Below are 24,652 nucleotides of genomic sequence, written 5' to 3'. Positions count from 1 at the left end.
CGGCGGGCGGGGGTCAGGCGTTGCGGGAGGCGGCTCTTTCGAAAGCGTCCAGCAAGGGTTGCAGGCGGGCGCCGCGCGTCTTGAGTGCGGCTTGATTGACGATCAGGCGCGATGAGATCGGCATGACGTCTTCCACCGCGACCAGGTCGTTGGCGCGCAGCGTGCCGCCGGTGGACACCAGGTCCACGATGCAGTCGGCCAGGCCCACGAGCGGCGCCAATTCCATCGAACCATACAGCTTGATGATGTCCACGTACACACCCTTGGCCGCGAAGTGTTCACGGGCTGAGTGCACGTATTTGGTGGCCACGCGCAGGCGCGCGCCCTGGTGCACCGCGCCTTCGTAGTCGAAGCCGTTGCGCACGGCCACGGCCAGGCGGCACTTGGCGATGTTCAGGTCGATGGGCTGATACAGGCCGCCGGGCTGCTCCTTGGCGTGCTCGATCAGCACGTCCTTGCCCGCGATGCCCAGATCGGCCGCGCCATATTGCACGTAGGTCGGCACGTCCGAGGCACGCACGATGATCAGGCGCAGGCCGGGATCGCTGGTGGGCAGGATCAGCTTGCGCGAGCTTTCCGGGCTTTCCGTGACTTCGATGCCGGCTTCGGCCAGCAACGGCATGGTTTCTTCAAAAATCCGGCCCTTGGACAGCGCCAGGGTCAGGGGCTTCATCGTGGCATCGCTCATGCCTGTTCCTTGCCGGTAACGCGTTGGATGTTCGCGCCCAGGGCGCGCAGTTTCACTTCCATCTGGTCGTAGCCACGATCCAGGTGATAGATGCGGTCGACCAGCGTGTCGCCATCGGCGGCCAGGCCGGCGATGACCAGGCTGGCGGAGGCGCGCAGGTCGGTGGCCATGACGGTGGCGCCCGACAGGCGCTTGACGCCCCGCACCACGGCGGTATGGCCGTCGATGTCGATCTCGGCGCCCATGCGGCGCAATTCCTGCACGTGCATGTAGCGGTTTTCGAAGATGGTCTCGACGACGACCGAGGTGCCTTCGGCCACGGCGTTCAGCGCCATGACCTGGGCCTGCATGTCGGTCGCGAAGCCGGGGTATTCATGGGTGCGAAAGCCCACGGCCTTGGGGCGGCCGGACATCGCGCCGCGGATCCAGTCGGGGCCGGTTTCCAGCGTCAGGCCGGCTTCGGCCAGCTTGTCCAGCGTGGCGCCCAGGATGCCGGGGTCCGTGTTCTTGAGCAGGATGTCGCCGCCCGCCGCGCCCACGGCGCACAGGAAAGTGCCCGCTTCGATACGGTCGGAAATGACGCGGTGTTCGGCGCCATGCAGGCGCTCGACGCCGTCGATCACGATGCGATCGGTGCCATGGCCCTGGATGCGCGCGCCCATCTTGATGAGCAGTTCGGCCAGGTCCACCACTTCGGGTTCGCGCGCGGCGTTCTCCAGCACGGTCTGGCCGTCGGCCAGCACGGCGGCCATCAGCAGGTTTTCAGTGCCGGTGACGGTCACCATGTCGGTGCGCACCGACGCGCCCTTCAGGCGTTTGGCGCGAGCCACGACGAAGCCGTGTTCGATGCTGATCTGCGCACCCAGCGCCGCCAGGCCCTTGATGTGCTGATCGACCGGGCGCTGGCCGATGGTGCAGCCGCCAGGCAGGCTGACGCGTGCTTCGCCAAAGCGCGCCAGCAGCGGGCCCAGCACGAGGATCGACGCCCGCATGGTCTTGACCAGGTCGTAAGGCGCTTCCAGATTGTCGACGCGGTCCGCCTGCAACGTCACCACGCCGTCGGCGCCGCGTTCGGCCTGCACGCCCATGCGCGCCAGCAGGCGCAGCATGGTGGCGGTGTCGTTCAGATGCGGCACGTTGGTCAGCGTCAGCGCGTCGGCCGTCAACAGGCCGGCGCACAGGATCGGCAGCGCCGAATTCTTGGCGCCGGATATCGTGATCTCGCCGTGCAGCGGTGCGCCGCCGGTGATGCGCAATTTATCCATTACTTGCCTGCTTGCTGGTATTCGTCCGGGGTCAGCGTGCGCATCGACAAGGCATGGATCTCGGCCTTCATGCGGTCGCCCAGGGCGGCATAGACCAATTGATGGCGCTGGATCAGGCGCTTGCCTTCGAAGGCCGCGCTGACGATGACGGCGTCGAAATGCGAGCCGTCGCCTTGCACGTCAAGATGTTCACAGGACAGGCCGTCCGCAATGTATTGGCGGACTTGCGCGGGAGTGGGAAGCATGGACGTCAGTTCCTGAGTTTGTAGCCGCTGGCCAGAAGCCGCAGCGCGTAAAGCGAGAGCGCCAGGAATACCCCCGTCACCACCGCCAGGCTGCGCCAGGGCGAGACGTCCGACACCGAGAAGAATCCGAAGCGGAAACCGTCGATGGCGTAGAAGATGGGGTTCCAGTGGGACACGGCCTGCCAGAAAGGCGGCAGGGTGTGAATGGAATAGAACACGCCGGACAGGAACGTCGCGGGCATGATCAGGAAATTCTGGAAGGCGGCCAGCTGGTCGAATTTTTCGGACCACAGGCCCGCAACCACGCCCAGCACGGCCATGATGCCGCAGGACAGCACCGCGAAGACCAACAGCCAGAGCGGATGGGCAGGCACCAGCGATACGAAGCACAGCGCGACGAACCAGACGAACACGCCAACCGTCAGGCCGCGCACGACGGCCGCCAGCACGAAGGCGCCGAAGATGTCGCGGTGCGACAGCGGCGGCAGCAGCATGAACACCAGATTGCCCGTGATGCGGCTTTGGATCAGCGACGAGGACGGATTGGCGAACGCGTTCTGCAGCATGCTCATCATCATGAGGCCGGGGATCAGGAACGCGGTGTACGGCACGGTGCCATAGACCATCAGGCGCCCTTCCAGCACGTGCGCGAAGACCAGCAGATACAGCAGCGCCGTGATGACGGGCGCGGCGATGGTCTGGAAACCCACCTTCCAGAAGCGCAGCAATTCCTTGCGCAGCAGCGTGGGAAAGCCGGAACCCGCATCCAGGCGGGGCTGCACCAGCGGTTGGCTGGCGGTCGCGTTGGATTGCGTCATGACGAGATCTCTTCGGGTTGCAGGGCGGGCGCGGCGGGCTCATCGCCCTGGTGCATGATGCGCACGAACGCGTCTTCCAGGTCAACGCCGCCCACGCGCGCCATCAGCGCCTGCGTGGTGTCCAGCGCGACGACACGGCCGCGCTTGAGCATGGCGATGCGGCCGCACAGGGCTTCCGCTTCTTCCAGGTAGTGCGTGGTCAGCATGATGGTGTGGCCGGCCTTGTTCAGGCGCGAGATGAATTCCCACAGCGTGCGGCGCAGATCGACGTCCACGCCCGCGGTGGGCTCGTCCAGCACGATGACCGGCGGGCGATGCACCAGCGCCTGAGCCACCAGCACGCGGCGTTTCATGCCGCCGGACAGCGCGCGCATGTTGTTGTTGGCCTTGTCGGCCAGCCCCAGGTTGAACAGGATTTCGTCGATCCAGTCATCGTTGTTGCGCAGCCCGAAATAGCCGGACTGGATGCGCAGCGTTTCGCGCACCGTGAAGAAAGGATCGTAGACCAGCTCTTGGGGCACCACGCCCAGCGCGCGCCGCGCCGACTTGTAGTCGGAGACGACGTCGTATCCACAGACGCTGGCGCGTCCGGAGGTGGCATGCGCCAGGCCGGCAAGAATCGAGATCAGCGTGGTCTTGCCGGCGCCGTTGGGCCCGAGCAAGCCGAAGAATTCGCCGTGTTCGATATTCAGGCTGACATTGTCCAGCGCTTGAAAGCCGGGGGCGGGCTTGCGCCCAAGCAGTTTCTGCCAGCCGCGCACACGCGGCGAGTAGATCTTGGAGACGTTTTCTAGACTGACGGCTGACATGACGGCGGGGGAGTGCCCGAAAAGAGCGAATTGATCATTATATAAGCGCGCCGTGACGGCAAGCGCCTATGGCCCCGGTGCGCGTGGGGAATGCCGGATTATCTGTCCCCGAAATAATCGGCCCGGCGGGCCTTTGAGGGGCGCGCCGGGCCGAAGACAGCCGAAACCGGAAACTTATTGGTTGCGCTGGTTCAGGGCCTGGATCAGCCCGTCGATACCGTTCTGGTTGATCTGCTGCGCGAACTGATTGCGGTAGTTCTCGATCAGCCAGATGCCTTCGACGTTCATGTCGTAGATCTTCCAGCCTTGCGGCGTCTTTTCCAGGCGGTAGTCCACGCCAGTGGGCTGGCCGTTGGACTGGCTGATCAGCGTGCGCACGACCACATCATCGGCCTTGGGGTCGCCACGGAACGGCAGCGCCTTGACGGTGGTGCTGGGCGTGACGCGGGTCAGCGCGCCGCTATAGGTGCGCACCAGCGTTCCGCGAAAGGCGTCGGCCAAGGCTTTCTTCTGCTGGTCAGACGCCTGGCGCCAGAAACGGCCAGCGGCCAGGCGCGTGGTCTTCTGGAAGTTGACGTAGGGCAGGATGTGCTGATTGACCACTTCGTTGATGCGCGCGGTGTTGCCGGCTTTGACCGCACCGTCGGCCTTGAGCACGTCAAGCGCTTCGTTGGCGGTGGCGAGGACGAATTGGTCGGGCGCGCCGTTGGGGTCTGGCTTGGCCTGTGCAGCGCTGGCTGCGGCAAGGCCGATAAGGCCCGCGAAGGCCAACCGTTGCATCAGGGAAACAAAAGCAAATCGCATCAAAACTCCTTACGGTACCGATGATTGCAAGCCGACAGCTTACTTGGTTGCAGGCACGGGCGCCGGGGCGGCCTTGCCGGCGGCAGGGGCATCGCCCTCGTCGTCTTCGTAGTTGGGCAGGAAAGCTTCGTCGTCGACGCGCTGGCCCAGCACCATGGCATTGCGGCGTTGCAGATAGGCGTCGCGGATGAAGCTGTACGGATCCAGCGCCACGCGGTCGATCGTGTCGGTGGCGCTCAGCAGGCTGGCGCGCGTATCGACGATGCGCAGGCCCCACAGCGAATTGCGCAGGCGCACGTTGTCGATGGAATCGATGCCCATGTAGCCGTAGGTGGTGCCGGCGAAGTCGCCCGCCAGGCCCACACCGTCGCGCACGCTGGACGAACCGAAGAACGGCAGCACCAGGTACGGGCCCTGGCCGAAGCCCCACACGCCCAGCGTCGTGCCGAAGTCGTTCGGGATCTTGCGCGCGCCATTGGCCGAGGCGACGTCGAAACAGCCGCCCACGCCCATGGTGGTGTTGAACAGGAAGCGGCCCAGCGTGTTCACGAAGTCATGGCCGCGACCTTGCAGGAAGCTGTTCGTGCCGGACCACAGATCGCTGACGTTGCTGAAGATGTTGTGCACGCAGCTGCGCACCGGCTGCGGCGTGACGAAGGTGTAGGCCTGGGCGACGGGCTTGAACACAGCGCGGTCGACCGTGTCATTGAACTTGTAGACGCCCCGGTTGAAGCCTTCCCACGGATCGCGCGGGTCCGGGTTCTGCGGCGCGGCGCAGCCGGCCATCAGGACACCCGCCGCCGCGATGGTGGCAATTCGGGAATATGCGTTCTTGTTCATGATCAGGAGGTCCCTATCAACGATTCTTATGTTATTGCGATGTCGAGGCGTTGCGCAGTTACAGCGTCTTTCGCATCGTCTTTAATTTGGCGTCTTCGCGGCGGGTTCGGGCGACGAAGCGCCTTGCTTTTCTGCCGAACCGTACAGGAACTGGCTGATCAGCTGCTCCAGCACGACCGCGCTCTGTGTATAGCGGATTTTTCCGCCGTCGGTAAAGTTCTCTTCTTCGCTGCCCGCCGTCAGGCCAAGGTACTGCTCGCCCAGCAGGCCGGACGTGAGGATCGAGGCCGAGGTGTCCTTGGGGAATTGGTAAGCTTTTTCCAGATTCACCGACACGACCGCCTGGAAGGTCTTGTCGTCGAAGGTGATGCTGGACACGCGGCCCACCACGACGCCGGCGCTTTTGACGGCCGCGCGCGGCTTCAGGCCGCCCACGTTATCGAAGTTGGCGGAAAGCGTATAGGTGGGGGCGAAGGAAAAGGTGCTGAGGTTGCCGGCCCGCAACGCCAGGAACGCGAGCGCGACCGCGCCCAGCAGTACGAACAGGCCTACCCAGAAGTCGGTTTTTTCGCGTGACATGATCAATCCGTTTCAATTTCCAAACATCAAGGCGGTGAGCAGGAAGTCCAGCCCAAGTACCGCCAGGGAACCCACGACCACGGTGCGCGTGGTGGCGCGCGCCACGCCTTCCGGGGTGGGCTTGGCCTGCCAGCCTTCATAAAGCGCGACCAGCGTGACCGTGATGCCGAACACCACGCTCTTGATGACGCCGTTGGCGACGTCGTTCCAGACGTCGACACCATTTTGCATTTGCGACCAGAACGCGCCCGCGTCCACGCCGATCATCAGGACCCCGACGACCCAGCCGCCCAGCACGCCGACCATCGAGAACACCGCCGCCAGGATGGGCATGGCGATGATGCCGCCCCACAAGCGCGGCACCAGCACGCGGCGAATGGGATCGACGGCCATCACTTCCATGGCCGACAGCTGTTCGCCCGCTTTCATCAGGCCGATTTCGGCGGTCAGCGACGTGCCCGCACGCCCCGCGAACAGCAGCGCGGTCACGACGGGGCCAAGCTCGCGCACCAGCGACAGCGCCACCAGCAAGCCCAGCGCCTCTTCGGAGCCGTAGCGGTTCAGCGTGTAATAGCCTTGCAGCCCCAGCACGAAGCCCACGAACATGCCCGACACGGCAATGATGAGCAGCGAATAGTTGCCGATGAAATGGACTTGCTGGGACACCAGGCGGGGGCGCGAGAAGATGATTCCGCTGCGCGCCAGCATGCCGCCGAAAAAGCGGGTGAAAAAGCCGATGCCCGATATCTGCTTGCGCACCCAGCCGCCCAGCGCGCCGACCATGTTGTTGGAACCGCTCATGATTTGCGCCCCTTCTGTTCGGACAGCCACTTCTGGAAGGCAGGCGTGTCGGGATACTGGAACGCGACCGGGCCGTCGGGCTCGCCCTTCAGGAATTGCTGCACGTAGGGATCTTGCGACGCCGACAGCGATTCGGGTGTGCCCGCGGCGGCCAGCTTGCCTTGGCCCACCAAATACACCTTGTCGGCGATGGAAAAGGATTCCTGCACGTCGTGGGTGATCAGCACCGAGGCGCAACCCAGGCGGTCGGCCAGATGGCGGATCAGGCGCGCGGTGATGCCCAGCGAGATCGGGTCCAGGCCCGCGAAGGGCTCGTCATACAGAATGAGTTCGGGTTCCAGCACGACGGCACGTGCCAGCGCCACGCGGCGCGCCATGCCGCCGGAGATCTCGGCCACCCTCAGGTGCGCGGCGGCGCGCAGGCCTACCGCGTCCAGCTTGTCCAGCACCCGGTCGGTGACCTCGGCTTCGGACAGGCGGGTGTGTTCGCGCAGCGGAAACGCCACGTTTTCGAACACGTTCAAGTCGGTGAACAGCGCCCCTTGCTGGAACAGCACGCCCATGCGTTTGCGCAGGGACTGCAACTGGGCGGGGGTGACGCTGGCCAGGTCTTCGCCAAACGCCTGCACCCGGCCTTGCTGGGCAATCAGCTGGCCGGTGGCCGCACGCAGCAGCGTGGTCTTGCCCGAGCCGGAGCCGCCCATGATGGCGACCACTTCGCCCGCGCGCACGTCCATGGAGATATCGCGCAGGACGGTGAAATCACCGTAGCCAAGCGCTACACCGTCCAGGCGCAGGGCGAATTCCGGGGTGCTGCTTGATTGAGCGGGCATGGGCAACGAAAGGGTGTTTCGGTGGCGGAGCTGCCCGGCTGGCTTGTCGGCGCGCAGGGCGGAATAAACCGGGCTGCGCGGGCAAGTCAGGCTACGGCGGGAAGCGCCCGATGACTCAGGTGCCGGGGCTAAAAAAGACTATGGCTCCCGGCGGCGAGGCGCCATTGTAGCCCGACGCTTTGTAATCACAACGCGCGGGCCCGCCTATGGAACAGTGTTTTCGGTGTCAGGGACAATCCGCCCGTGTCAGCGACGCGCCTGCGCCACAGCCAGTTCGCTTTCCAGGCGGCGCACCAGCGCCGCCGTGGACTCGCGCCGGGCCATGGGCGCGGCCTGCCCGGCCCAGAGCGACAGCACCTGGGTGTCGCCTGCCTTGCCGCCTTCCGTGCGCATGGGACGCGTCAGGGCGTTTTGCAGCGGATACGGCAGGATGTCGGCCGCGATGGCGTCCGCGTCGCGCATGAAGTCATTGGCGATGCCGCGCGCCGGGCGGCCGGAGAAGGCGCGCGTCACCCGCGATTGTTCGGACCGCGATGTGGGCAGCAGGGCTTTGTACGCCTCGCCGATGCCGGATTCGTCGGTGGTTAGGAAGGCCGTCCCCATTTGTGCCGCGTCGGCGCCCAACGCCAGCGCGGCGGCGATGCCGCGGCCGTCCATGATGCCGCCAGAGGCGATCACCGGAATGGACACGGCATCCGCCACCTGCGGCACCAGCGCCATCGTGCCGATCAGCGATTGCTCGAAATCGTCCAGGAACGTGCCACGGTGCCCGCCCGCTTCGGCCCCTTGGGCGACCACCGCATCCACGCCGTCCTGTTCCAGCGCCAGCGCCTCGCGCACGGTAGTGGCCGTGCCTACCGTCATGATGCCCAGCTCGCGGCAGCGCGCCAGGACATCGGCCGGGATGCGGCCGAAGGTGAAGCTGAATACGGCCGGGCGCAGTCGCAGGATGGCGTCGATCTGCCCGGGCAGCGGATCGGCCTGCGGTCCCGGCGCGGCCGGGGCTGGCAGGCCCAGGCGCGCGTGGTAGCGGGCCATCAGCGCCAGCATCCGGTCGGCATCGCCGTGCATGGGCTGGGCCGGGACGCTGGCGAACAGGTTGATGGCGAACGGCCGGTCGGTGTGGGCGCGGATGCCGGCAACGGCGGCATCGATCTGCTCGGGGCTCATGTAGGCGGCTCCGAGCGAGCCCAGGACGCCCGCTTTGGACGCCTCGGACACCAGCGCCACCGTCGTCGCCCCGCCGGCCATGGGCGCCTGGATGACGGGTAGGTCCAGCTTCAGCAGGTCAAGCAAACGGGCGGCCATGGGCGACTCCTTCGGGTTATTGAAGCTGGATGTTTCCAGCCTTGATGACGTGGTCCCACTTCGCGGCTTCGCTCTTGATGAACGCCGCGAATTCCTCGGGCGTGCCGCCACCGGCCTGGCTGCCGGTGTCGGCGATGGCCTTTTGCACATCCGGCTCTTTCAGGATGCGGTTGAATTCGGCGTTGAGCTTGGCGATGATCGGCGCGGGCGTTCCTGCCGGGGCAACAATGCCCTGCCAGTTGTAGGACTCAAAGCCCGGCAGGCCCGATTCGGCCATGGTCGGCACGTCGGGCAGCACTGCCAGGCGCTTGGCCGAGGTCACGGCGATCGGGTGGATCTTGGCGCCCTGGATGGCGGGCAGCGCGGAATAACCCATTTCGAACATCATCGAAATGTGGCCGCCCATCAGGTCGGTCGCGGCCAGGCTGCCGCCCTTGTAAGGCACGTGCACGATGTCGATCTTGGCCTGTTCGCGGAACATTTCGCCCGACAGGTGATGCGCGCCGCCCACGCCCGACGAGCCGAACGACAGCTTGCCGGGCTCTTTCTTTGCCAGCGCGATCAGGTCAGCCAGCGTCTTGACCGGCAGGCCGTTGTTCACGCTCAAGACCAGCGGGCTGTTCTCGATCAGGATGACCGGGGCCAGATCCTTCTGCGGGTCGTAGGGCATTTCCTTCATCAGCGACGGGTTCACCGCCATGGGGGCCAGGTTGCCCGTGCCAATGGTGTAGCCGTCCGGCGCGGCCTTGGCGATCAGGTTGGTGCCGACCACGCCGCCTGCGCCCGCCTTGTTCTCGACCACGATGGGCTGGCCCAGCGATTCGCCCAGCTTGCGCGCCAGCAGGCGCACGCGCGTGTCGGCAAAGCCGCCCGGCGCGTAGGGCACGATCATGGTGATGGGCTTGGCGGGCCAGTCGGCGGTCTGGGCTTGCGCGGCGCCGCTGAAAGCGGCGACGGCCGCCAGGGCGGCAATCAGGGGGCGCAGTGTTTTCATGCTGGGTGACTCCTCGTTCTTTTCTCTAATGTGTACAGCCCTGCGGGCCGATCGCATTATGCCCAGCGCCTTTATCTTCTGTCGTGATTTTTCCCAGCCGCCACGCCGAGACGGCCAGCAGCGCCGCCCCGCCGCCCAGCACCTGCGGCAGGCCCGCGCCCCAGTGGCTGGCCCATGAGGCCAGCAGCGGCCCCAGGATCTGTCCGGCGGCGAAGGAAGCGGTCATGATGGCGGCGGCGCGCGGGGCGGCGGCGCCCGCCATGCGCCTGGCCGTCAGCATGCCCGCCTGCGTGATCACCATGAAGGTGCCGCCCACCAGCAGGGCCGCCACGATGACGGCGGCGATGTGATGCCAGACCGCGGCGGTCAGCATGCCCACGGCCATCAGCGCCTGTGCGGCCTGCCAGACCCGCTTTTCATTGCTTGCGCGCGCCAGCCGGGGAACCAGCAGGCAGGAGACGGCGGCGGCCAGCCCGAACACCGGCCACGCCCAGCCGAACACGGCGGGGTTGGCGATGACCTGCTTGGCCATCGCGGGCAGGAAGGTGGCGGGAATGATGTAGCCGATGCCGAAGACGCCATAGTGCAGCGCCAGCCGGCCCGTGACGCGCGGCACGCGGGCGGGACGCCCGGCGCTTGGCGTTGCCATGGGCGTGGGCGATGGCCGCTTGAGCCCGGGCCAGGCAATGACGGACAGGGCCAGCGTCAACGCGCCCAGCGCCAGCCAGGTGCCGTCCGCCCGCACGCCCCAGGCCATCAATGCCAGGCAGGCCAGCCCGGTCAGCGCGATGCCGGCGCCCACCCCGGCATAGGTCAGCGCCGATGCGGCGGGTTCGCGCGCATCGCCCGGGGGCACGGGACGCGCCGCCGCCACGCAAATGAAGGCGCTGGCGCTGGCATACCCCGCCGCCAGCCGCAGCACGCACCAGACGGCCACGTGATGCGTGAGCGGCATGGCCAGCGTCAGCAGCGCCACCGCCAACAGGCTGAGGGCCAGCTGCACGCGCGCATGGCGCACGGGCCAGGCCACCGCCGCCAGCGCGCCCAGCAGGTAGCCCGCGTAATTGGCCGATGCAATCCAGCTGCCCTGCGCCAGGGACAGGCCGCCCTCATCCGCCATCAACGGCCAGACGGGTGTGAAGGCGAAGCGGCCGATGCCCATGGCGGCGGCCAGCGCCAGCGCGGCCGGCCATGCCAGGCTGGCCGCGCTGCGCGTATCGGAATCGGAAGGGTAAGCAGGCGTTGACATGCGCCTACTCTACGGCTGTACTTATATCTTTAATAGTGAATTATTAAGAACAGAGGTTCTTGAAATGAGAAACTTGGATCTCGACGCCTTGCAGATTTTCAAGGCCGTGGCGGACCAGGGCGGCGTGGCGCGCGCCGCCGCGCACCTGAACCGCGTGCAGTCCAATGTGTCGACGCGCTTGAAGCAATTGGAGGCCTCGCTGAACGCCCCGCTGTTCCGGCGCCAGAACCGCCGTCTGGTGCTGTCGGACCAAGGCCGCGTGCTGTTGTCGTATGCCGACCGGCTGCTGCGCCTGTCCGATGAGGCCCAGGCGGCCGTGCGCGACGGCGCGCCGCAAGGCGTGCTGCGTATCGGCACCATGGAAAGCACGGCCGCCGCGCGGCTGCCGCCCATCCTGGCCGCCTATCACGCGGCCTGGCCGCAAGTGGGAATCGAGCTGGTCACCGGCACGTCGGGCGCGCTGGCCGCGCAGGTGCGCAATTACGAAATCGACGCCGCCTTCGTGGCCCAGCCCTTTCCCGCCGATGGCCTGGCGACGCTGGATGCGTTCAACGAAGCGTTGGCGTTGATCTCGCCGCTGGCCTGGGGGCCGATCAACAGCGCGCGCGATCTTGGCGACCGCACGGTCATCGCGTTCGCGGCGGGCTGCTCGTATCGGCGCATCCTGGAATCGTGGCTGAACCACGAAGGCGTGGCGCCGGGGCGCGTGATGGAGTTCGCGTCGTATCACGCCATCGTGGCGTGCGTGGCGGCAGGCTCGGGCGTGGCCATCGTGCCGCGTTCGGTGCTGGCGCTGTTGGGCGCCGAAGACGCCGTGCGGGTCAAGGCGCTGTCCGGCCCGTATGGGCAGGCGCGCACGCAACTGGTCTGGCGCCCGCATGACGACACGCCTGCGTTGCAGGCGTTGCGTCAGCGCTTGCAGGCTTAGAAGCGGTAGCCCACGCCCAGCGTGGCCACCCACGGGTCGATGCGCGCGGTGCCGATGTGCTGGCCGTCCAGCTTCACCTTCGACTTGATGTCGATGTAGCGGATGTCCGCGTTCATGAACCAGCGTTCATTGATCTTGAAGTCCGCGCCCAGTTGCGCGGCCACGCCCCACGAATCGCCCATCTTCAGGTCGGAACCCTTCAGCGCGCCTTCGGCCTTGGTGTCGAAGAAGTGCGTGTAGTTGATGCCCACGCCGATGTACGGCTGGATCATGCTGTCGGGCAGGATGTGCCATTGCAGGCTCAGGGTGGGCGGCAATTGCTTGCTGGAGCCGATCTTGCCCAGGCCGCTGCCGCTGACGTCGTGCTGGAACGGCCAGGCGCCCAGCAGTTCGATGCCGATGTTGCGCGTCACCATGTAGCCCAACGTGAAGCTGGGGCGCACGTTGTTGTTCGCGTCCAGCTTGACGCTGCCGTCGAGCACCGTGCCGTTGTTGGAAGCGGGGCGCACCTGCGTCACGCCCACTCGGAACAGCACGTCGCCCGCTTCATGCGCATGTGCCGGCGCGGCAAGTGCGCCGGCGGCGATCAATCCGGCAATAGCGGTGGTGCGGAAGCGCCCGTTCAGCGAAAACATTTTTCTTCTCCGATCTTTCCATGAGGGTGAGGCCACAGGTTCTCAGACCTGCGGCGACCCACGATTGACATGTGTCAAACCGTTAAAAGATGCGGAACATGCCGTGGTGGCATGGCAACAGCGGATGCCGATTGTGCGGCGTCATCAGCCCAGCGCCAGCAAGAAGACGCCTGCGCCCAAGCCCAGCATGATGAACGGGCTGACGCGCGTATAGACCAGCGCCGCCGTTGAAAGCGCCGCCACTGCCCAGGCCCAGGCTCCGCCTTCGGCGGCGCGCAGGATGGTGCACGAGGACGCGAGGATCATGCCCGCCGCCACCGGCACCAGGCCCGCTTCGATTGCGCGGATGCAGGTGGTGTGCCGATAGCGCGCCCACACGCGTGCCAGCGCGTAGATCAGCAGCGAGCAAGGCAGGAAGATGGCGATGGACGCCGCGATGGCGCCGGCCCATCCGCCCACGTGCCAGCCTATCAAGGTCACCAGCAGCGACGCGGGGCCGGGCGTGATGCGCGACAACGCAAAGTAGTCCAGGAACTGCGCGTCGTTGATCCAGCCGTAGCTGTCGACGGCCTGCCGATGGATGTCGGGAAGTATGCTCTGACCGCCGCCCACCGTCAGGAACGACAACGGCGTGAACACCGCGAACAGGTCATGCAGCGTCGACAGATTCATGCGCGCGGCTCCTGGCGACGGATGCGCGTGTAGGCAATGAAGATCGACACGGGCGCCATCACGCCTACGACCCACAACAGCGGCAGGCGAAACAGGAAGATCGCGGCGAAGGTGCAGGCCATGATGGCGGCCGGCGCCAGTCCTACCAACGCGCGCCGCGCCGCGCGCAGGCCGGTCTGCAATGACACGCCCACTGCCGCTGCCGCCACGCCGGCCATCGCCAAGTGCAGGCCGTGAGATTGCGCCATGCTGGCGAACAGCGCCGCCGCCGCGATCGCCACCAGCATCGGCAGCACGGTGATGCCCAGGCCTCCCAGCAAAGCGCCCGGCCCGCCGCGCAGCCGAAAGCCGATCCAGATGGCCAGGTTCACCACGTTCACGCCGGGAAAGGACTGCGCCAGCGCCAGGCCCGACAGGAAGTCCGCTTCGGACAACCAGCGTCGCTGCTGCACGAATTCGCGCATCATCCAGCCGCTCAGGCCGCCGCCGAAACTGGTCAGCCCGACCTTGGTGAATGCCAGGAAGATCTGCGGCAACGTGGGGGGCGCAACGAGGGTGTCGGTGGACATGGCGGGTCAACGGTTGGGCGATGGCGCATCTTACGGAAACGAATATGTCGCCTGCCTGAAAAGCATTCGCCGCCTTGGCGCAACGGGCGCGAAGGCGGCGAATGGAGTCTTGCGTGGCGGAAGGATCAGCGCGGCAGTTCGCTGCTGCCCATCAGGAATTCATCGACCGAGCGCGCGCATTGGCGGCCTTCGCGGATGGCCCAGACCACCAGCGATTGGCCACGGCGCATGTCGCCCGCGGCGAAGACCTTTTCCACATTGGTGCGGTAGTCGTCGGTGTTGGCGCGCACGTTGCCGCGCGCATCGCGATCCACGCCGAACGCATCCAGCACGGTCTGCACGGGCGAAACGAAGCCCATGGCCAGCAGCACCAGGTCAGCCTTGATCTCGAATTCCGAGCCTTCGATTTCGCGCATCTTCATCTGGCCGGTGGCTTCGTCCTTGAACCATTCGACGCGCGCGCCGACCAGCTTCTCGACCTTGCCGTTGCTGCCCTTGAGCAGCTTGGTGGTCACGGACCAGTCGCGCTCGCAGCCTTCCTCGTGCGAGGACGACGTGCGCATCTTCAGCGGCCAGTACGGCCACGTCATCGTCTTGTTCTCGGACTCGGGCGGTTGCGGCATCAGCTCGAATTGCGTCACGGACGCGGCGCCATGGCGATTGCTGGTGCCGACGCAGTCCGAACCCGTATCGCCGCCGCCGATCACGACGACGTGCTTGCCCTTGGCCAGCGTCTGGTTGGTCAGGCGGTCGCCGGCAACGGCCTTGTTCTGCTGGCGCAGGAAGTCCATGGCGAAGTACACGCCCGACAGCTCGCGGCCCGGCACCGGCAGGTCGCGCGGGGTTTCCGAACCGCCCGTCATGACGACGGCGTCGAATTCCGCCTTCAGCGATTCCGGCGTGCGCACCGTCAGGCCGTCGGCGACGGGGTCTTTCGGATTGCCGATGTAGGTGGACGGCGCGAATTCCACGCCTTCCGCTTCCATCTGCGAGATGCGGCGATCGATCTGGTGCTTTTCCAGCTTGAAGTCGGGAATGCCGTAACGCAGCAGGCCGCCGATGCGGTCGCTCTTTTCGAACAGCGTCACCGAGTGGCCGGCGCGCGCCAGTTGCTGCGCGCATGCCATGCCGGCGGGGCCGGAGCCCACGACCGCGACCTTCTTGCCGGTCTTCTTGGCCGGCACCAGCGGTGCGACCCAGCCTTCGGCCCAACCCTTGTCGATGATGGCGTGCTCGATGGACTTGATGCCCACGGCGTCGCTGTTGATGTTCAAGGTACAGGCGGCTTCACACGGCGCGGGGCAGATGCGGCCGGTGAACTCCGGGAAGTTGTTGGTCGAGTGCAGCACGTCCAGCGCGCGGCGCCAGTCCTGCTTGTAAACCAGGTCGTTCCAGTCGGGGATGATGTTGTTGACCGGGCAGCCGTTGTTGCAGAACGGGATGCCGCAGTCCATGCAGCGCGCCGCTTGCTGCTTGGCCTGCTCATCGGTCAGGTGCAACACGAATTCGCGCCAGTTCTTCAGCCGCTTCTGCGGGGCCTCGGCGGCCTCCTGCAGACGCTGATATTCCATAAAGCCAGTAATCTTTCCCATGGTATCCCTCACGCAGCCAGTTGTTGCTGGTTGGCTGCACGCCACATTTCACCCAATGCCCGGCGGTAGTCCGTCGGCATGACCTTTACGAATTTGCCGCGCGAGGCTTCCCAGTCGCCCAGGATTTCTCGGGCGCGGTAGCTGCCGGTGTAGCGGAAATGGTCTTCCACCAGGCGACGCAGGATGGTTTCATCCGTCTCGCGTTCGCCGCCGCGCTGCGCGCTGTGCCAGATGTCGATGTTGTTCAGCGCTTGCTGTTCCGCATGCGGCGCGACGCTTTCCAGTTCGACCATCGACAGGTTGACGCGGTGCTTGAGCGTGCGCTCGGGGTCCCACACGTAGGCCACGCCGCCCGACATGCCGGCCGCGAAGTTGCGTCCGGTGGCGCCCAGCACGACCACCGTGCCGCCCGTCATGTATTCGCAACCGTGGTCGCCCGTGCCTTCCACGACGGTGGCCGCGCCCGAGTTGCGCACTGCAAAGCGTTCGCCGGCCACGCCGTTGAAGAACGCTTCGCCCGCCAGCGCGCCGTACAGGACGGTGTTGCCGGCGATGATGTGGTCGGGGCCGAAGCCGCGGAAGTCGTTGGGCGAGCGCACGATGATGCGGCCGCCGGACAAGCCCTTGCCCACGTAGTCGTTGCCTTCGCCCACCAGGTCCATCGTGATGCCGTGCGCCAGGAACGCGCCGAAGCTTTGGCCGGCGGTGCCGTTGCACTGGATGTGGATGGTGTCGTCCGGCAGGCCGTCGTGGCCGTAGCGCGAGGCCACGGCGCCCGACAGCATCGCGCCGATCGTGCGGTTGCGGTTGCGCACCGGCACGATGAACGAGACCTTCTCGCCACGCTCCAGCGCGGGGCGGCTGCGGTCGATCAGCTGATGATCCAGCGCGCCGGCCAGGCCGTGATCCTGCTCTTCGGTCTGACGCACGTCGGCGTCCGACTGCGTTTGATGGAACACGCGCGCGAAGTCCAGGCCTTGCGCCTTCCAGTGTTCGACGCCCGAGCGCATGTCGAGCAGATCTGCGCGGCCGATCAGGTCATCGAACTTGCGGATGCCCAGCTGCGCCATGATCTCGCGCACTTCCTCGGCGATGAAGAAGAAGAAGTTGACGACGTGTTCCGGCTTGCCCTGGAATTTCTTGCGCAGGACCGGGTCTTGCGTGGCCACGCCCACCGGGCAGGTGTTCAGGTGGCATTTGCGCATCATGATGCAGCCTTCGACCACCAGCGGGGCGGTCGCAAAGCCGAATTCGTCCGCGCCCAGCAGCGCGCCGATGACGACGTCGCGGCCGGTCTTCATCTGGCCGTCGGCCTGCACGCGGATGCGGCTGCGCAGGCGGTTCAGCACCAGCGTCTGCTGCGTTTCGGCCAGGCCCAGTTCCCAGGGCGTGCCCACGTGCTTGATGGACGACACCGGCGAGGCGCCCGTGCCGCCGTCATGGCCGGCGATCACGACGTGGTCGGCCTTGGCCTTGGCCACGCCGGCCGCCACCGTGCCCACGCCCACTTCGGACACCAGCTTGACCGACACCGAGGCCTTGGAATTCACGTTCTTCAGGTCGTGGATCAGCTGGGCCAAATCTTCGATCGAATAGATGTCGTGGTGCGGCGGGGGCGAAATCAGGCCCACGCCCGGCACGGAATAGCGCAGCTTGGCGATGTATTCCGACACCTTGTGGCCGGGCAACTGGCCGCCTTCGCCGGGCTTGGCGCCCTGCGCCATCTTGATCTGGATCTGGTCGGCGGATGACAGGTATTCGGCGGTCACGCCGAAACGGCCCGACGCCACCTGCTTGATCTTCGAGCGCAGCGAGTCACCCTTCTTCAATACGACGTCGGCTTCGATGCGGTCCGAGCCCAGCAGCGAGGCCAGCGTGTCGCCGTCCTTGATGGTGCTCTTGCCTTCGCGCATTTCGGCGCGGTAGCGCAGTTCGTCTTCGCCGCCTTCGCCGGTGTTGGACTTGCCGCCGATGCGGTTCATCGCCACGGCCAGCACGGAGTGCGCTTCGGTGGAGATCGAACCGAGCGACATGGCGCCGGTGGCAAAGCGCTTGACGATGTCCTTGGCCGGTTCGACGTCATCGAGCGGGATGGCGCGCGAGGGGTCGAAGCGGAACTCGAACAGGCCGCGCAGGGTCATGTGGCGACGGCTTTGGTCGTTGATGATCTGCGCGTATTCCTTGTACGTGCGGTAGTTGTTGGCACGCGAGGCGTGTTGCAGCTTGGCGATGGAGTCCGGCGTCCACATGTGCTCTTCGCCGCGCACGCGGTAGGCGTATTCGCCGCCCGCTTCCAGATCGTTGGCCAGCACCGGATCGGTGCTGAATGCCGCGCGGTGCTGGCGCAGCGCTTCTTCGGCCACCTGGAAGATGCCGATGCCTTCGATGTTGGAGGACGTGCCCGTGAAGTACTTGTTCACCAGCGAGCTTTGCAGGCCCACGGCTTCGAAGATCTGCGCGCCGGTGTAGGACATGTAGGTCGAAATGCCCATCTTGGACATGACCTTGTTCAAGCCCTTGCCGATAGCCTTGATGAAATTCTTCACGGCCTTTTCGGGGTCATTCATCTTGCCCAGCGATTCCAGCGCCAGGTAGGGGTGAATGGCTTCGGCGCCGTAGCCGCCCAGCAGCGCGAAGTGGTGCACTTCGCGGGCCGAGCCGGTTTCGACGACCAGGCCGGTGTTGGTGCGCAGGCCGGCGCGGATCAGGTGCTGGTGGACGGCGGAGGTCGCCAGCAGCGCGGGGATGGCCACGCGCTCGCTGTCGACCAGGCGGTCCGACACGATCAGGATGTTGTAGCCGCTTTGGACGGCGTCCACGGCGCGCGCGCACAGCGCGGCCACGCGGGCTTCGATGCCCTCGGGGCCCCAGGCGGCGGGGTACGTGATGTCCAGTTCGAAGCTGCGGAATTTCTTGCCCGTGACTTGCTCGATGTCACGGATCTGCGCCATGGCGGCAAAATCCAGCACCGGCTGGGACACTTCCAGGCGCAGCGGCGGGTTGACGTTATTGATGTCCAGCAGGTTGGGCTTGGGGCCGATGAACGACACCAGCGACATCACCAGCTGTTCGCGGATGGGGTCGATGGGCGGGTTCGTGACCTGCGCGAACAATTGGCGGAAGTAGTTATAGAACGGCTTGGCGCGGTCGGACAGCACGGCCAGCGGGGCGTCGTTGCCCATCGAGCCGATCACTTCTTCGCCGGTCGAGGCCATCGGTTCGAGGATGAACTTGTAGTCTTCCTGGGTCCAGCCAAAGGCTTGCTGGCGGTCCAGTAGCGACACGGACGATTGCGTTGCGACCGCAGCCTGACGCGGAGCCGGCAGCGATTCCAGCTTGATCTGCAAGCGCTCGATCCACTGACGGTACGGGCGGCTGTTGGCCAGTTGCAGCTTGATCTCGGCGTCGTCGATGATGCGGCCCTGTTCCAGGTCGATCAGGAACATCTTGCCCGGTTGCAGGCGCCACTTCTTGACGATGCGGTTTTCGGGGATCGACAGCGTGCCGGCTTCGGACGCCAGGATGACCATGTCGTCATCGGTGACCAGATAGCGGGCGGGGCGCAGGCCGTTGCGGTCCAGCGTGGCGCCGATCTGGCGGCCATCGGTGAACGCGACGGCGGCCGGGCCGTCCCACGGCTCCATCATGGCGGCGTGATATTCATAGAACGCGCGGCGCGACTCGTCCATCTGCGTGTGCTGTTCCCAGGCTTCCGGGATCATCATCATCATGGCGTGGGCCAGCGAGTAGCCCGAGTTGACCAGCAGTTCCAGGCAGTTGTCGAACGTGGCGGTGTCCGACTGGCCTTCATAGACGATCGGGTACAGCTTTTTCAGGTCGTCGCCCAGCACGGCCGACTGCATCATGCCTTCGCGGGCGCGCAGCCAGTTGAAGTTGCCCTTGACCGTGTTGATTTCGCCGTTGTGCGCAATCATGCGGTACGGGTGAGCCAGCGGCCAGGCGGGGAACGTGTTGGTCGAGAAGCGCTGGTGCACCAGCGCCAGGGCGGACACGGTGCGCGTGTCGGCCAGGTCGCGGTAGTAGCGGCCCACCTGGTCGGCCAGCAGCAGGCCCTTGTAGACCACGGTGCGAACCGATGCCGACGGCACGAAATATTCCTTGCCGTGGGCCAGATGCATGTTCTGGATGGCATGGCTGGCGGTCTTGCGGATCACGTACAGCTTGCGTTCCAGCGCGTCCGGCACCATCACGTCGGCGCCGCGGCCGATGAACAGCTGGCGGATGACGGGTTCGCAATCGCGCACGGTGGGCGACATCGGCATGTCGACGTCCACCGGCACATTGCGCCAACCCAGCACGACCTGGCCTTCGGCGCGCACCGAGCGTTCCAGCTCTTGCTCGCAAGCCAGGCGCGAGGCGGTTTCCTTGGGCAGGAACACCATGGCCACGCCGTACTCGCCCGGGGGCGGCAGGATGATGCCTTGCTGGCTCAGTTCGTCGCGATAGAGCGTGTCGGGAATCTGGATCAGGATGCCCGCGCCGTCGCCCATGAGCTTGTCCGCGCCGACTGCGCCGCGATGGTCCAGATTTTCAAGAATCTTCAGACCTTGCTGGATGATCGCGTGGCTTTTCTTGCCCTTGATGTGCGCAACGAAACCAACGCCGCAGGCGTCATGCTCGTTCTTGGGGTGGTACAGGCCTTGGGCGGCGGGCAGACCCATGCGGCTGGCATCGATCGGGGTCGCCTTGGGCGTGGGACAGGATTCGTTGGGGGTAATTTGGGGCATGGCGCGCTCCGCAGTGAGCCTGCGTCGTAATGTTGCAGTGCAGGAATCGGACAATACCCCCGCTGAGGGTAGGGTGCAACTGAAACATAAGGGGTGCGACCCTATTTATATAGATGCTTTGTCATAGGGCATAAATAAGGGGACATAACAACGGCCGCGCCATTATTGGCTTGCCGGGATGGTGTGCGCAGGCGGAGTTCGTAGCATGCACCAATACCGGGCGAAAACGCGTAATACGTCCCTATTTAATTGGGCTGAAAACGGCAGCCGGCGGCGATTGAAATGTCGCAAAAAATGCACATTGCCGACGGTAGTCGCAGCCGGGCAAAAGAAAAACCCGCCGGGTCAGGGCGGGTTTGGCATTCAGGAAGTGCTCGGGGGGGTGCCCGGCGCGGGGGGTGTCGGAGCATCCGACTCCGACGTAGCGGCCGGCTTCTTGCGCGGCCGGCCGCGCTGGCCCGGCGCCACGCGCCGGCTGGCGGTATGCGCCAGACTGGCGATGAAGCTGGGTCCGCCCAGCGCCCATTGGCCAGAGACAGCCTGGTCGATGCGCTGAGATTCCTCGCGCGAAAGCCCGTCCTGCAAGCGCTTGCGGTAGTTGGCCTGGCGGTCGAACGGCGTATTGCCGCAAGCCCAGTAGTCAGCGTGGTCGGACTGCCATTGCGCAGGCGCGGCGCTGGTGTTGCCGGTATGGCTGGCGGCCGATGACCAGGGCCAGGAGTCCGGATCTTGCGAAGCGCCGCTGCGCACCGGATACGTTTCCAGCCAGACCAGTGCCGGCAATACCCATGCGCCGGGTTCAAGCAGCGCGGAACGGTAGCGACCCGCGAAGACGCGTCCACCGCGCAGCCGCGCCGCCAGATTGCGGCCCAGCGTCTGCATCAATCGCGGCAAACCTTCTTCGTCGGCGGGGGTGGCCAAGAGCAGGATGCGGTCATTGGCGAGCACCCAGCCGTGAACCGACACCCGATGGCGTTGAGCGGATTCGCCCAGCCAAGTGGCCAACTGGTTCAGGATATCGGCTGGCGCGGGCTGAGACGGCGCGGCCAGCGGCGAAATGAAATTGGCCTGCACCAGTTGGGGCAGCCCAGGGGCGTACAGGCGGGGCAGACGGGCCATAGTGTCAGGGCTTGCGTATCTGGAAGAACGGGTTGTCTTCGCTCACGGGATATAAATAGTGCCACGGTGGCCGCTGGTCAAGTCCCATGATCACAATATGGGCGCGGATTCGAATTTTTTTGTCGTCCGGCCTGTATGCACAGCAGGTTAACATTCGGCGACGGAACGTCGTACCGTGTATATACCCTAACCCGTCGACGCATTTTTCACCCCCGACCGGAGAACGTCCATGCCCGTGGCCCTGGAGCTCATTTCCCAGCATCGCTGCTTTGGCGGTACGCAGCGCTACTACCGCCATGAGTCCGCGCAGATCGGCCTGCCCATGCGTTTTTCTGTTTTCGTCCCGCCCCAGGCCGAGGCGGGCCCCGTGCCCGTCCTGTTCTATCTGGCCGGCCTGACCTGCACCGAAGAAACCTTCATGATCAAGGCGGGCGCGCAGCGCCTGGCAGCGGAACTTGGCGTCATGCTGGTCGCGCCGGACACCAGCCCGCGCGGCGCCAACGTGCCGGGCGAAGACGAAAGCTGGGACCTCGGCACGGGCGCGGGTTTCTACGTCGACGCGGTCACGCCCGCGTGGCGCGATCACTACCGCATGTACAGCTACGTGACCGACGAACTGCACGCTATCGTCACGGGCGACGCTTTGCCGGGCGATGCCTCGCGCACCGGGATTTTCGGGCATTCGATGGGCGGCCATGGCGCGCTGGTGCTGGCGTTGCGCAACCCCGGTAAATTCCGCTCGGTGTCGGCCTTTGCGCCGATCGCGGCGCCCAGCCTTTGTCCGTGGGGCAAGAAGGCGTTCGGCGCTTACCTGGGCGACAAGGAAACAGATTGGGCCAACTACGACGCGTCCGAGTTGATGCGCGCAATGAAGCAGCCCTTCCCGGCCGGCATCTTGATCGACCAAGGCGAATCAGACCAATTCCTGGCCGAGCAGTTGTATCCCCAGGTATTCGAAGCCGCCTGCGCCGCCGCCGATCAGCCTTTGACCCTGCGCCGCCAGCCGGGCTATGACCACGGCTATTACTTCATCTCGACTTTCATCGAAGATCACATCCGGTTTCACGTCGAACGGCTTGGAAAGCCGGCTGGATAAATCCTCGCTTCTATACTGGGGAGCCTGCCGAGGCAGGCTCGCGGCGTCGTGGACGCGTCGGGCTCTGAACCACGGCGCGCTCAATAGGAACGCGTGATTTGATCAACGGTATCGCTCCCTTCGTCTGGATATTGCTAGGCGCCGTCGTCGTCCTGCTGCCCGGCCTCGTCATGCTGCTAGGCCGGGGCGGTCCCCGCGACGAACGCGGCCGCAAGATATTCCAATTCCGCCCGGTGCGCCGCCTGTTTGGCCTGATGCTGGTGTTGCTGGGGTGCGTGTCGGGCTTGCTGGCGTTGTCGCTGGTGCAATTTTTCAGGCTGACCTCGGACGAATCCGTGGCGCGCGTGGAAGTGCGCCAGCAGGCTGAAGGCCAATTTCAGGTCACGACTGACGCGCAGGGCATCGGCCCGAAGCAATATGTTCTATATGGCGATCAATGGCAGATCGACGCCCGGGTCGTGCGCTGGAAGTTGCCGGCATTGATGGCGGGCGTACCGCCGCTGTATCGTCTTGAACGCCTGTCCGGCCGCTATAGCGACGCCGCGCGCGAAGCCTCCGCGACGCGGTCGGTCCATTCCCTGGATGACTGGCCGGCGCCGGACCTGGGATCGCTGAAGAAAAGTTTTCCGAACTGGTTCCCCTTTGTCGATGTCCAATTTGGCAGTGGCGCCTACATGCCCCTGTTCGACGGCGCGAAGTACCAGGTGTTCATGGACCCGCGCGGCGCCCTGTTCATCCGGCCGGATGGCCAAGCCACGGTGGACGGCCTGAAACGCCTGGGCTGGTAGGGCTGCAACGCGCTCGGAACAGGCGCCAAAAACATTAAGGGACACATCAGAAGTTCGAAACTTTGATGCGTCGCAGTAGTCGAATTAGCACTCCCTTTACCAGAGTGCTAACATCGAATCCATGTCGTTACCCCTTCGCTTTCCGGAGACCTCCGCTATGAAACAACCCAGTACCTCGTTGACCGCTTCCGGCAACGCTCTGGCGTTGGCCATTGCCAATCCGGGCGCACTTGGCACAATCGACGCGTATATCTCCGCGGTCAACCGCCTGCCGGTTCTGTCGGCCGAGCGTGAAACCGAACTCGGCCGTCGTCTGCGCGACCAGGAAGATCTGGGTGCCGCGCGTGAATTGATTCTGTCTCACCTGCGCCTCGTGGTGTCGGTGGCGCGCCAATATCTGGGCTACGGCCTGCCGCACGCCGACCTGATCCAGGAAGGCAACGTTGGCCTGATGAAAGCCGTGAAACGTTTCGACCCCGAACGCGGCGTGCGTCTGGTGTCGTTCGCCGTGCACTGGATCAAGGCCGAAATCCACGAATACATCATCCGCAACTGGCGCCTGGTCAAAGTGGCCACCACCAAGGCCCAGCGCAAGCTGTTCTTCAATCTGCGCAGCATGCGCCCCGACGGTCAGACGCTGGACCCCGATCAGGTTGACCACATCGCGCGCGAACTGAACGTGCGCCGCGAAGACGTCAGCGAAATGGAAGTGCGTCTGTCTGGCCGCGAAATGTCGCTGGAAAACCAGGACGACGATGACGACAGCTTCGCGCCCATCGCCTACCTGTCCGACGATGGCCGCCAGGAACCCACGCGGGTGCTCGAACGCGCCGCGCGCGACGAGCTGCAAAGCACCGGGCTGACGACCGCGCTTGAGGCGCTGGACGCACGCTCGCGCCGCATCGTTGAAGCGCGCTGGTTGCAGGACGACGGCGGCGCCACGCTGCACGAGCTGGCGCAAGAGTTCGGCGTATCCGCCGAGCGAATCCGCCAGATCGAAGCCGCCGCCTTGAAGAAGATGCGAGGCAACCTGGCTGCCTGACCCCCGTCAGGTGCTGGACACGAAGGGCCGCGTAACGCGGCCCTTTTTCATGGCTGCCGCATTCTCCGAGCCAAGAAGGGGCGTCTGTCGGTCAAATAAATTGATACAAATTAGGGGCGGAATTTCTGGTCCTTCCAGAAACTTAATAAAGAGCGCGCCGACTAACTTCATGTAGACCGCGAACTTTGGTTAGCAGTCTTGCCATCCGTCTCGGCTTCTCCTCTTTCCCC

23 protein-coding genes are annotated in these 24,652 nt (G+C 65.4%); 4 read left to right on the top strand and 19 right to left on the bottom strand.

Translation table 11 applies throughout. The features are described 5' to 3' along the window. Positions 1-13: 13 nt before the first annotated feature. The 13 genes from hisG to API01S_RS21935 all read right to left on the bottom strand — a co-directional run bounded on the left by hisG (position 14) and on the right by API01S_RS21935 (position 11,233). The gene (gene hisG, locus API01S_RS21995; RefSeq protein ID WP_050728261.1) at positions 14-688 is read right to left on the bottom strand and encodes an ATP phosphoribosyltransferase; all 675 of its coding nucleotides are present in this window, start codon (positions 686-688) and stop codon (positions 14-16) included. Then, a complete protein-coding gene (gene murA, locus API01S_RS21990; RefSeq protein ID WP_061306151.1) occupies positions 685-1,953 on the bottom strand; it encodes a UDP-N-acetylglucosamine 1-carboxyvinyltransferase in 1,269 nt (422 codons plus the stop codon). The genes hisG and murA overlap by 4 nt, the downstream gene beginning before the upstream one ends. Next, positions 1,953-2,198, bottom strand: coding sequence for a BolA family protein (locus tag API01S_RS21985; RefSeq protein WP_006216842.1), 246 nt, complete (start codon positions 2,196-2,198; stop codon positions 1,953-1,955). The genes murA and API01S_RS21985 overlap by 1 nt, the downstream gene beginning before the upstream one ends. A 5-nt stretch (positions 2,199-2,203) precedes the next feature. After that, positions 2,204-3,016 carry an ABC transporter permease gene (locus tag API01S_RS21980; protein ID WP_006216843.1) on the bottom strand — a complete coding sequence of 271 codons (813 nt, stop codon included), beginning with the start codon at positions 3,014-3,016 and terminating at the stop codon, positions 2,204-2,206. After that, on the bottom strand, positions 3,013-3,825 hold the full coding sequence (locus tag API01S_RS21975; protein ID WP_006216844.1) for an ABC transporter ATP-binding protein: 813 nt from the start codon (positions 3,823-3,825) through the stop codon (positions 3,013-3,015). The genes API01S_RS21980 and API01S_RS21975 overlap by 4 nt, the downstream gene beginning before the upstream one ends. A 174-nt stretch (positions 3,826-3,999) precedes the next feature. Continuing rightward, on the bottom strand, positions 4,000-4,629 hold the full coding sequence (locus API01S_RS21970; RefSeq protein WP_006216845.1) for an MlaC/ttg2D family ABC transporter substrate-binding protein: 630 nt from the start codon (positions 4,627-4,629) through the stop codon (positions 4,000-4,002). A gap of 39 nt (positions 4,630-4,668) precedes the next feature. Beyond that, positions 4,669-5,469 carry an MlaA family lipoprotein gene (locus tag API01S_RS21965; RefSeq protein ID WP_061306150.1) on the bottom strand — a complete coding sequence of 267 codons (801 nt, stop codon included), beginning with the start codon at positions 5,467-5,469 and terminating at the stop codon, positions 4,669-4,671. 81 nt (positions 5,470-5,550) lie between these two features. Further along, positions 5,551-6,048: an outer membrane lipid asymmetry maintenance protein MlaD gene (gene mlaD / locus API01S_RS21960; protein WP_039883756.1), complete on the bottom strand. Its 498-nt coding sequence runs from the start codon at positions 6,046-6,048 to the stop codon at positions 5,551-5,553. Between the two features lie 12 nt (positions 6,049-6,060). After that, positions 6,061-6,849 (bottom strand): lipid asymmetry maintenance ABC transporter permease subunit MlaE, encoded by a 789-nt coding sequence (gene mlaE, locus API01S_RS21955; RefSeq protein ID WP_050728258.1) that lies wholly within the window; start codon positions 6,847-6,849, stop codon positions 6,061-6,063. Further along, entirely contained in the window at positions 6,846-7,682 is an 837-nt protein-coding gene (locus tag API01S_RS21950) for an ABC transporter ATP-binding protein (RefSeq protein ID WP_006216849.1), read from the bottom strand. Before API01S_RS21950 ends, mlaE begins: the two co-directional genes overlap by 4 nt. 246 nt (positions 7,683-7,928) lie before the next feature. After that, on the bottom strand, positions 7,929-8,990 hold the full coding sequence (locus tag API01S_RS21945; RefSeq protein ID WP_061306149.1) for an NAD(P)H-dependent flavin oxidoreductase: 1,062 nt from the start codon (positions 8,988-8,990) through the stop codon (positions 7,929-7,931). A gap of 16 nt (positions 8,991-9,006) precedes the next feature. Further along, positions 9,007-9,984, bottom strand: coding sequence for a tripartite tricarboxylate transporter substrate binding protein (locus API01S_RS21940; protein ID WP_006216851.1), 978 nt, complete (start codon positions 9,982-9,984; stop codon positions 9,007-9,009). Between the two features lie 25 nt (positions 9,985-10,009). Continuing rightward, a complete protein-coding gene (locus API01S_RS21935) occupies positions 10,010-11,233 on the bottom strand; it encodes a YbfB/YjiJ family MFS transporter (protein ID WP_061306148.1) in 1,224 nt (407 codons plus the stop codon). A gap of 64 nt (positions 11,234-11,297) precedes the next feature. Between API01S_RS21935 and API01S_RS21930 the strand changes: the two genes are divergently transcribed. Further along, positions 11,298-12,161 (top strand): LysR family transcriptional regulator, encoded by an 864-nt coding sequence (locus tag API01S_RS21930; RefSeq protein ID WP_006216853.1) that lies wholly within the window; start codon positions 11,298-11,300, stop codon positions 12,159-12,161. Here the strand turns inward: API01S_RS21930 and API01S_RS21925 are convergent. From API01S_RS21925 to API01S_RS21900, 6 genes are all read right to left on the bottom strand, one after another. Next, entirely contained in the window at positions 12,158-12,796 is a 639-nt protein-coding gene (locus API01S_RS21925; protein ID WP_006216854.1) for an OmpW/AlkL family protein, read from the bottom strand. The two genes, API01S_RS21930 and API01S_RS21925, sit on opposite strands and share 4 nt — an antisense overlap. 144 nt (positions 12,797-12,940) lie before the next feature. Continuing rightward, a complete protein-coding gene (locus tag API01S_RS21920; RefSeq protein ID WP_006216855.1) occupies positions 12,941-13,468 on the bottom strand; it encodes a chromate transporter in 528 nt (175 codons plus the stop codon). Then, positions 13,465-14,037 carry a chromate transporter gene (locus tag API01S_RS21915; protein WP_061306147.1) on the bottom strand — a complete coding sequence of 191 codons (573 nt, stop codon included), beginning with the start codon at positions 14,035-14,037 and terminating at the stop codon, positions 13,465-13,467. The genes API01S_RS21920 and API01S_RS21915 overlap by 4 nt, the downstream gene beginning before the upstream one ends. Before the next feature lie 125 nt (positions 14,038-14,162). After that, on the bottom strand, positions 14,163-15,629 hold the full coding sequence (locus API01S_RS21910) for a glutamate synthase subunit beta (RefSeq protein ID WP_061306146.1): 1,467 nt from the start codon (positions 15,627-15,629) through the stop codon (positions 14,163-14,165). A gap of 8 nt (positions 15,630-15,637) precedes the next feature. Further along, a complete protein-coding gene (locus API01S_RS21905; RefSeq protein ID WP_061306145.1) occupies positions 15,638-20,377 on the bottom strand; it encodes a glutamate synthase-related protein in 4,740 nt (1,579 codons plus the stop codon). Positions 20,378-20,740: 363 nt separating this feature from the next. Continuing rightward, positions 20,741-21,496, bottom strand: a complete 756-nt coding sequence (locus tag API01S_RS21900; RefSeq protein ID WP_006216859.1) for a hypothetical protein — start codon at positions 21,494-21,496, stop codon at positions 20,741-20,743. Positions 21,497-21,725: 229 nt separating this feature from the next. On the opposite strand from API01S_RS21900, the gene fghA reads away from it, so the two are divergent. The 3 genes from fghA (at position 21,726) to rpoH (ending at position 24,422) form a co-directional block, all read left to right on the top strand. Continuing rightward, a complete protein-coding gene (gene fghA / locus API01S_RS21895) occupies positions 21,726-22,592 on the top strand; it encodes an S-formylglutathione hydrolase (protein ID WP_050728252.1) in 867 nt (288 codons plus the stop codon). Positions 22,593-22,690: 98 nt separating this feature from the next. Continuing rightward, the gene (locus API01S_RS21890; RefSeq protein WP_061306144.1) at positions 22,691-23,380 is read left to right on the top strand and encodes a hypothetical protein; all 690 of its coding nucleotides are present in this window, start codon (positions 22,691-22,693) and stop codon (positions 23,378-23,380) included. 157 nt (positions 23,381-23,537) lie between these two features. Next, positions 23,538-24,422 (top strand): RNA polymerase sigma factor RpoH, encoded by an 885-nt coding sequence (rpoH, locus tag API01S_RS21885; RefSeq protein ID WP_006216862.1) that lies wholly within the window; start codon positions 23,538-23,540, stop codon positions 24,420-24,422. Positions 24,423-24,652 lie beyond the last annotated feature (230 nt).

The sequence above is a fragment of the Achromobacter piechaudii NBRC 102461 genome (assembly GCF_001571245.1).
Classification (GTDB): Bacteria; Pseudomonadota; Gammaproteobacteria; order Burkholderiales; family Burkholderiaceae_B; genus Achromobacter; species Achromobacter piechaudii.
Note: the sequence above shows the minus strand (reverse complement) of the source record. Positions and strands in the feature narration are given on the sequence as shown.

Excerpts from the sequence above, each read along its gene's own strand:
- API01S_RS21930 (WP_006216853.1), top strand. The coding sequence starts at position 11,298 with ATGAGAAACTTGGATCTCGACGCCTTGCAGATTTTCAAGGCCGTGGCG.
- murA (WP_061306151.1), bottom strand. The coding sequence starts at position 1,953 with ATGGATAAATTGCGCATCACCGGCGGCGCACCGCTGCACGGCGAGATC.
- API01S_RS21950 (WP_006216849.1), bottom strand. The coding sequence starts at position 7,682 with ATGCCCGCTCAATCAAGCAGCACCCCGGAATTCGCCCTGCGCCTGGAC.
- mlaD (WP_039883756.1), bottom strand. The coding sequence starts at position 6,048 with ATGTCACGCGAAAAAACCGACTTCTGGGTAGGCCTGTTCGTACTGCTG.
- API01S_RS21925 (WP_006216854.1), bottom strand. The coding sequence starts at position 12,796 with ATGTTTTCGCTGAACGGGCGCTTCCGCACCACCGCTATTGCCGGATTG.
- API01S_RS21965 (WP_061306150.1), bottom strand. The coding sequence starts at position 5,469 with ATGAACAAGAACGCATATTCCCGAATTGCCACCATCGCGGCGGCGGGT.
- API01S_RS21905 (WP_061306145.1), bottom strand. The coding sequence starts at position 20,377 with ATGCCCCAAATTACCCCCAACGAATCCTGTCCCACGCCCAAGGCGACC.
- API01S_RS21920 (WP_006216855.1), bottom strand. The coding sequence starts at position 13,468 with ATGAATCTGTCGACGCTGCATGACCTGTTCGCGGTGTTCACGCCGTTG.
- API01S_RS21945 (WP_061306149.1), bottom strand. The coding sequence starts at position 8,990 with ATGGCCGCCCGTTTGCTTGACCTGCTGAAGCTGGACCTACCCGTCATC.
- hisG (WP_050728261.1), bottom strand. The coding sequence starts at position 688 with ATGAGCGATGCCACGATGAAGCCCCTGACCCTGGCGCTGTCCAAGGGC.
- API01S_RS21980 (WP_006216843.1), bottom strand. The coding sequence starts at position 3,016 with ATGACGCAATCCAACGCGACCGCCAGCCAACCGCTGGTGCAGCCCCGC.
- API01S_RS21935 (WP_061306148.1), bottom strand. The coding sequence starts at position 11,233 with ATGTCAACGCCTGCTTACCCTTCCGATTCCGATACGCGCAGCGCGGCC.
- API01S_RS21900 (WP_006216859.1), bottom strand. The coding sequence starts at position 21,496 with ATGGCCCGTCTGCCCCGCCTGTACGCCCCTGGGCTGCCCCAACTGGTG.
- API01S_RS21970 (WP_006216845.1), bottom strand. The coding sequence starts at position 4,629 with ATGCGATTTGCTTTTGTTTCCCTGATGCAACGGTTGGCCTTCGCGGGC.
- API01S_RS21985 (WP_006216842.1), bottom strand. The coding sequence starts at position 2,198 with ATGCTTCCCACTCCCGCGCAAGTCCGCCAATACATTGCGGACGGCCTG.
- API01S_RS21940 (WP_006216851.1), bottom strand. The coding sequence starts at position 9,984 with ATGAAAACACTGCGCCCCCTGATTGCCGCCCTGGCGGCCGTCGCCGCT.
- API01S_RS21915 (WP_061306147.1), bottom strand. The coding sequence starts at position 14,037 with ATGTCCACCGACACCCTCGTTGCGCCCCCCACGTTGCCGCAGATCTTC.
- API01S_RS21975 (WP_006216844.1), bottom strand. The coding sequence starts at position 3,825 with ATGTCAGCCGTCAGTCTAGAAAACGTCTCCAAGATCTACTCGCCGCGT.
- API01S_RS21910 (WP_061306146.1), bottom strand. The coding sequence starts at position 15,629 with ATGGGAAAGATTACTGGCTTTATGGAATATCAGCGTCTGCAGGAGGCC.
- mlaE (WP_050728258.1), bottom strand. The coding sequence starts at position 6,849 with ATGAGCGGTTCCAACAACATGGTCGGCGCGCTGGGCGGCTGGGTGCGC.
- rpoH (WP_006216862.1), top strand. The coding sequence starts at position 23,538 with ATGAAACAACCCAGTACCTCGTTGACCGCTTCCGGCAACGCTCTGGCG.
- fghA (WP_050728252.1), top strand. The coding sequence starts at position 21,726 with ATGCCCGTGGCCCTGGAGCTCATTTCCCAGCATCGCTGCTTTGGCGGT.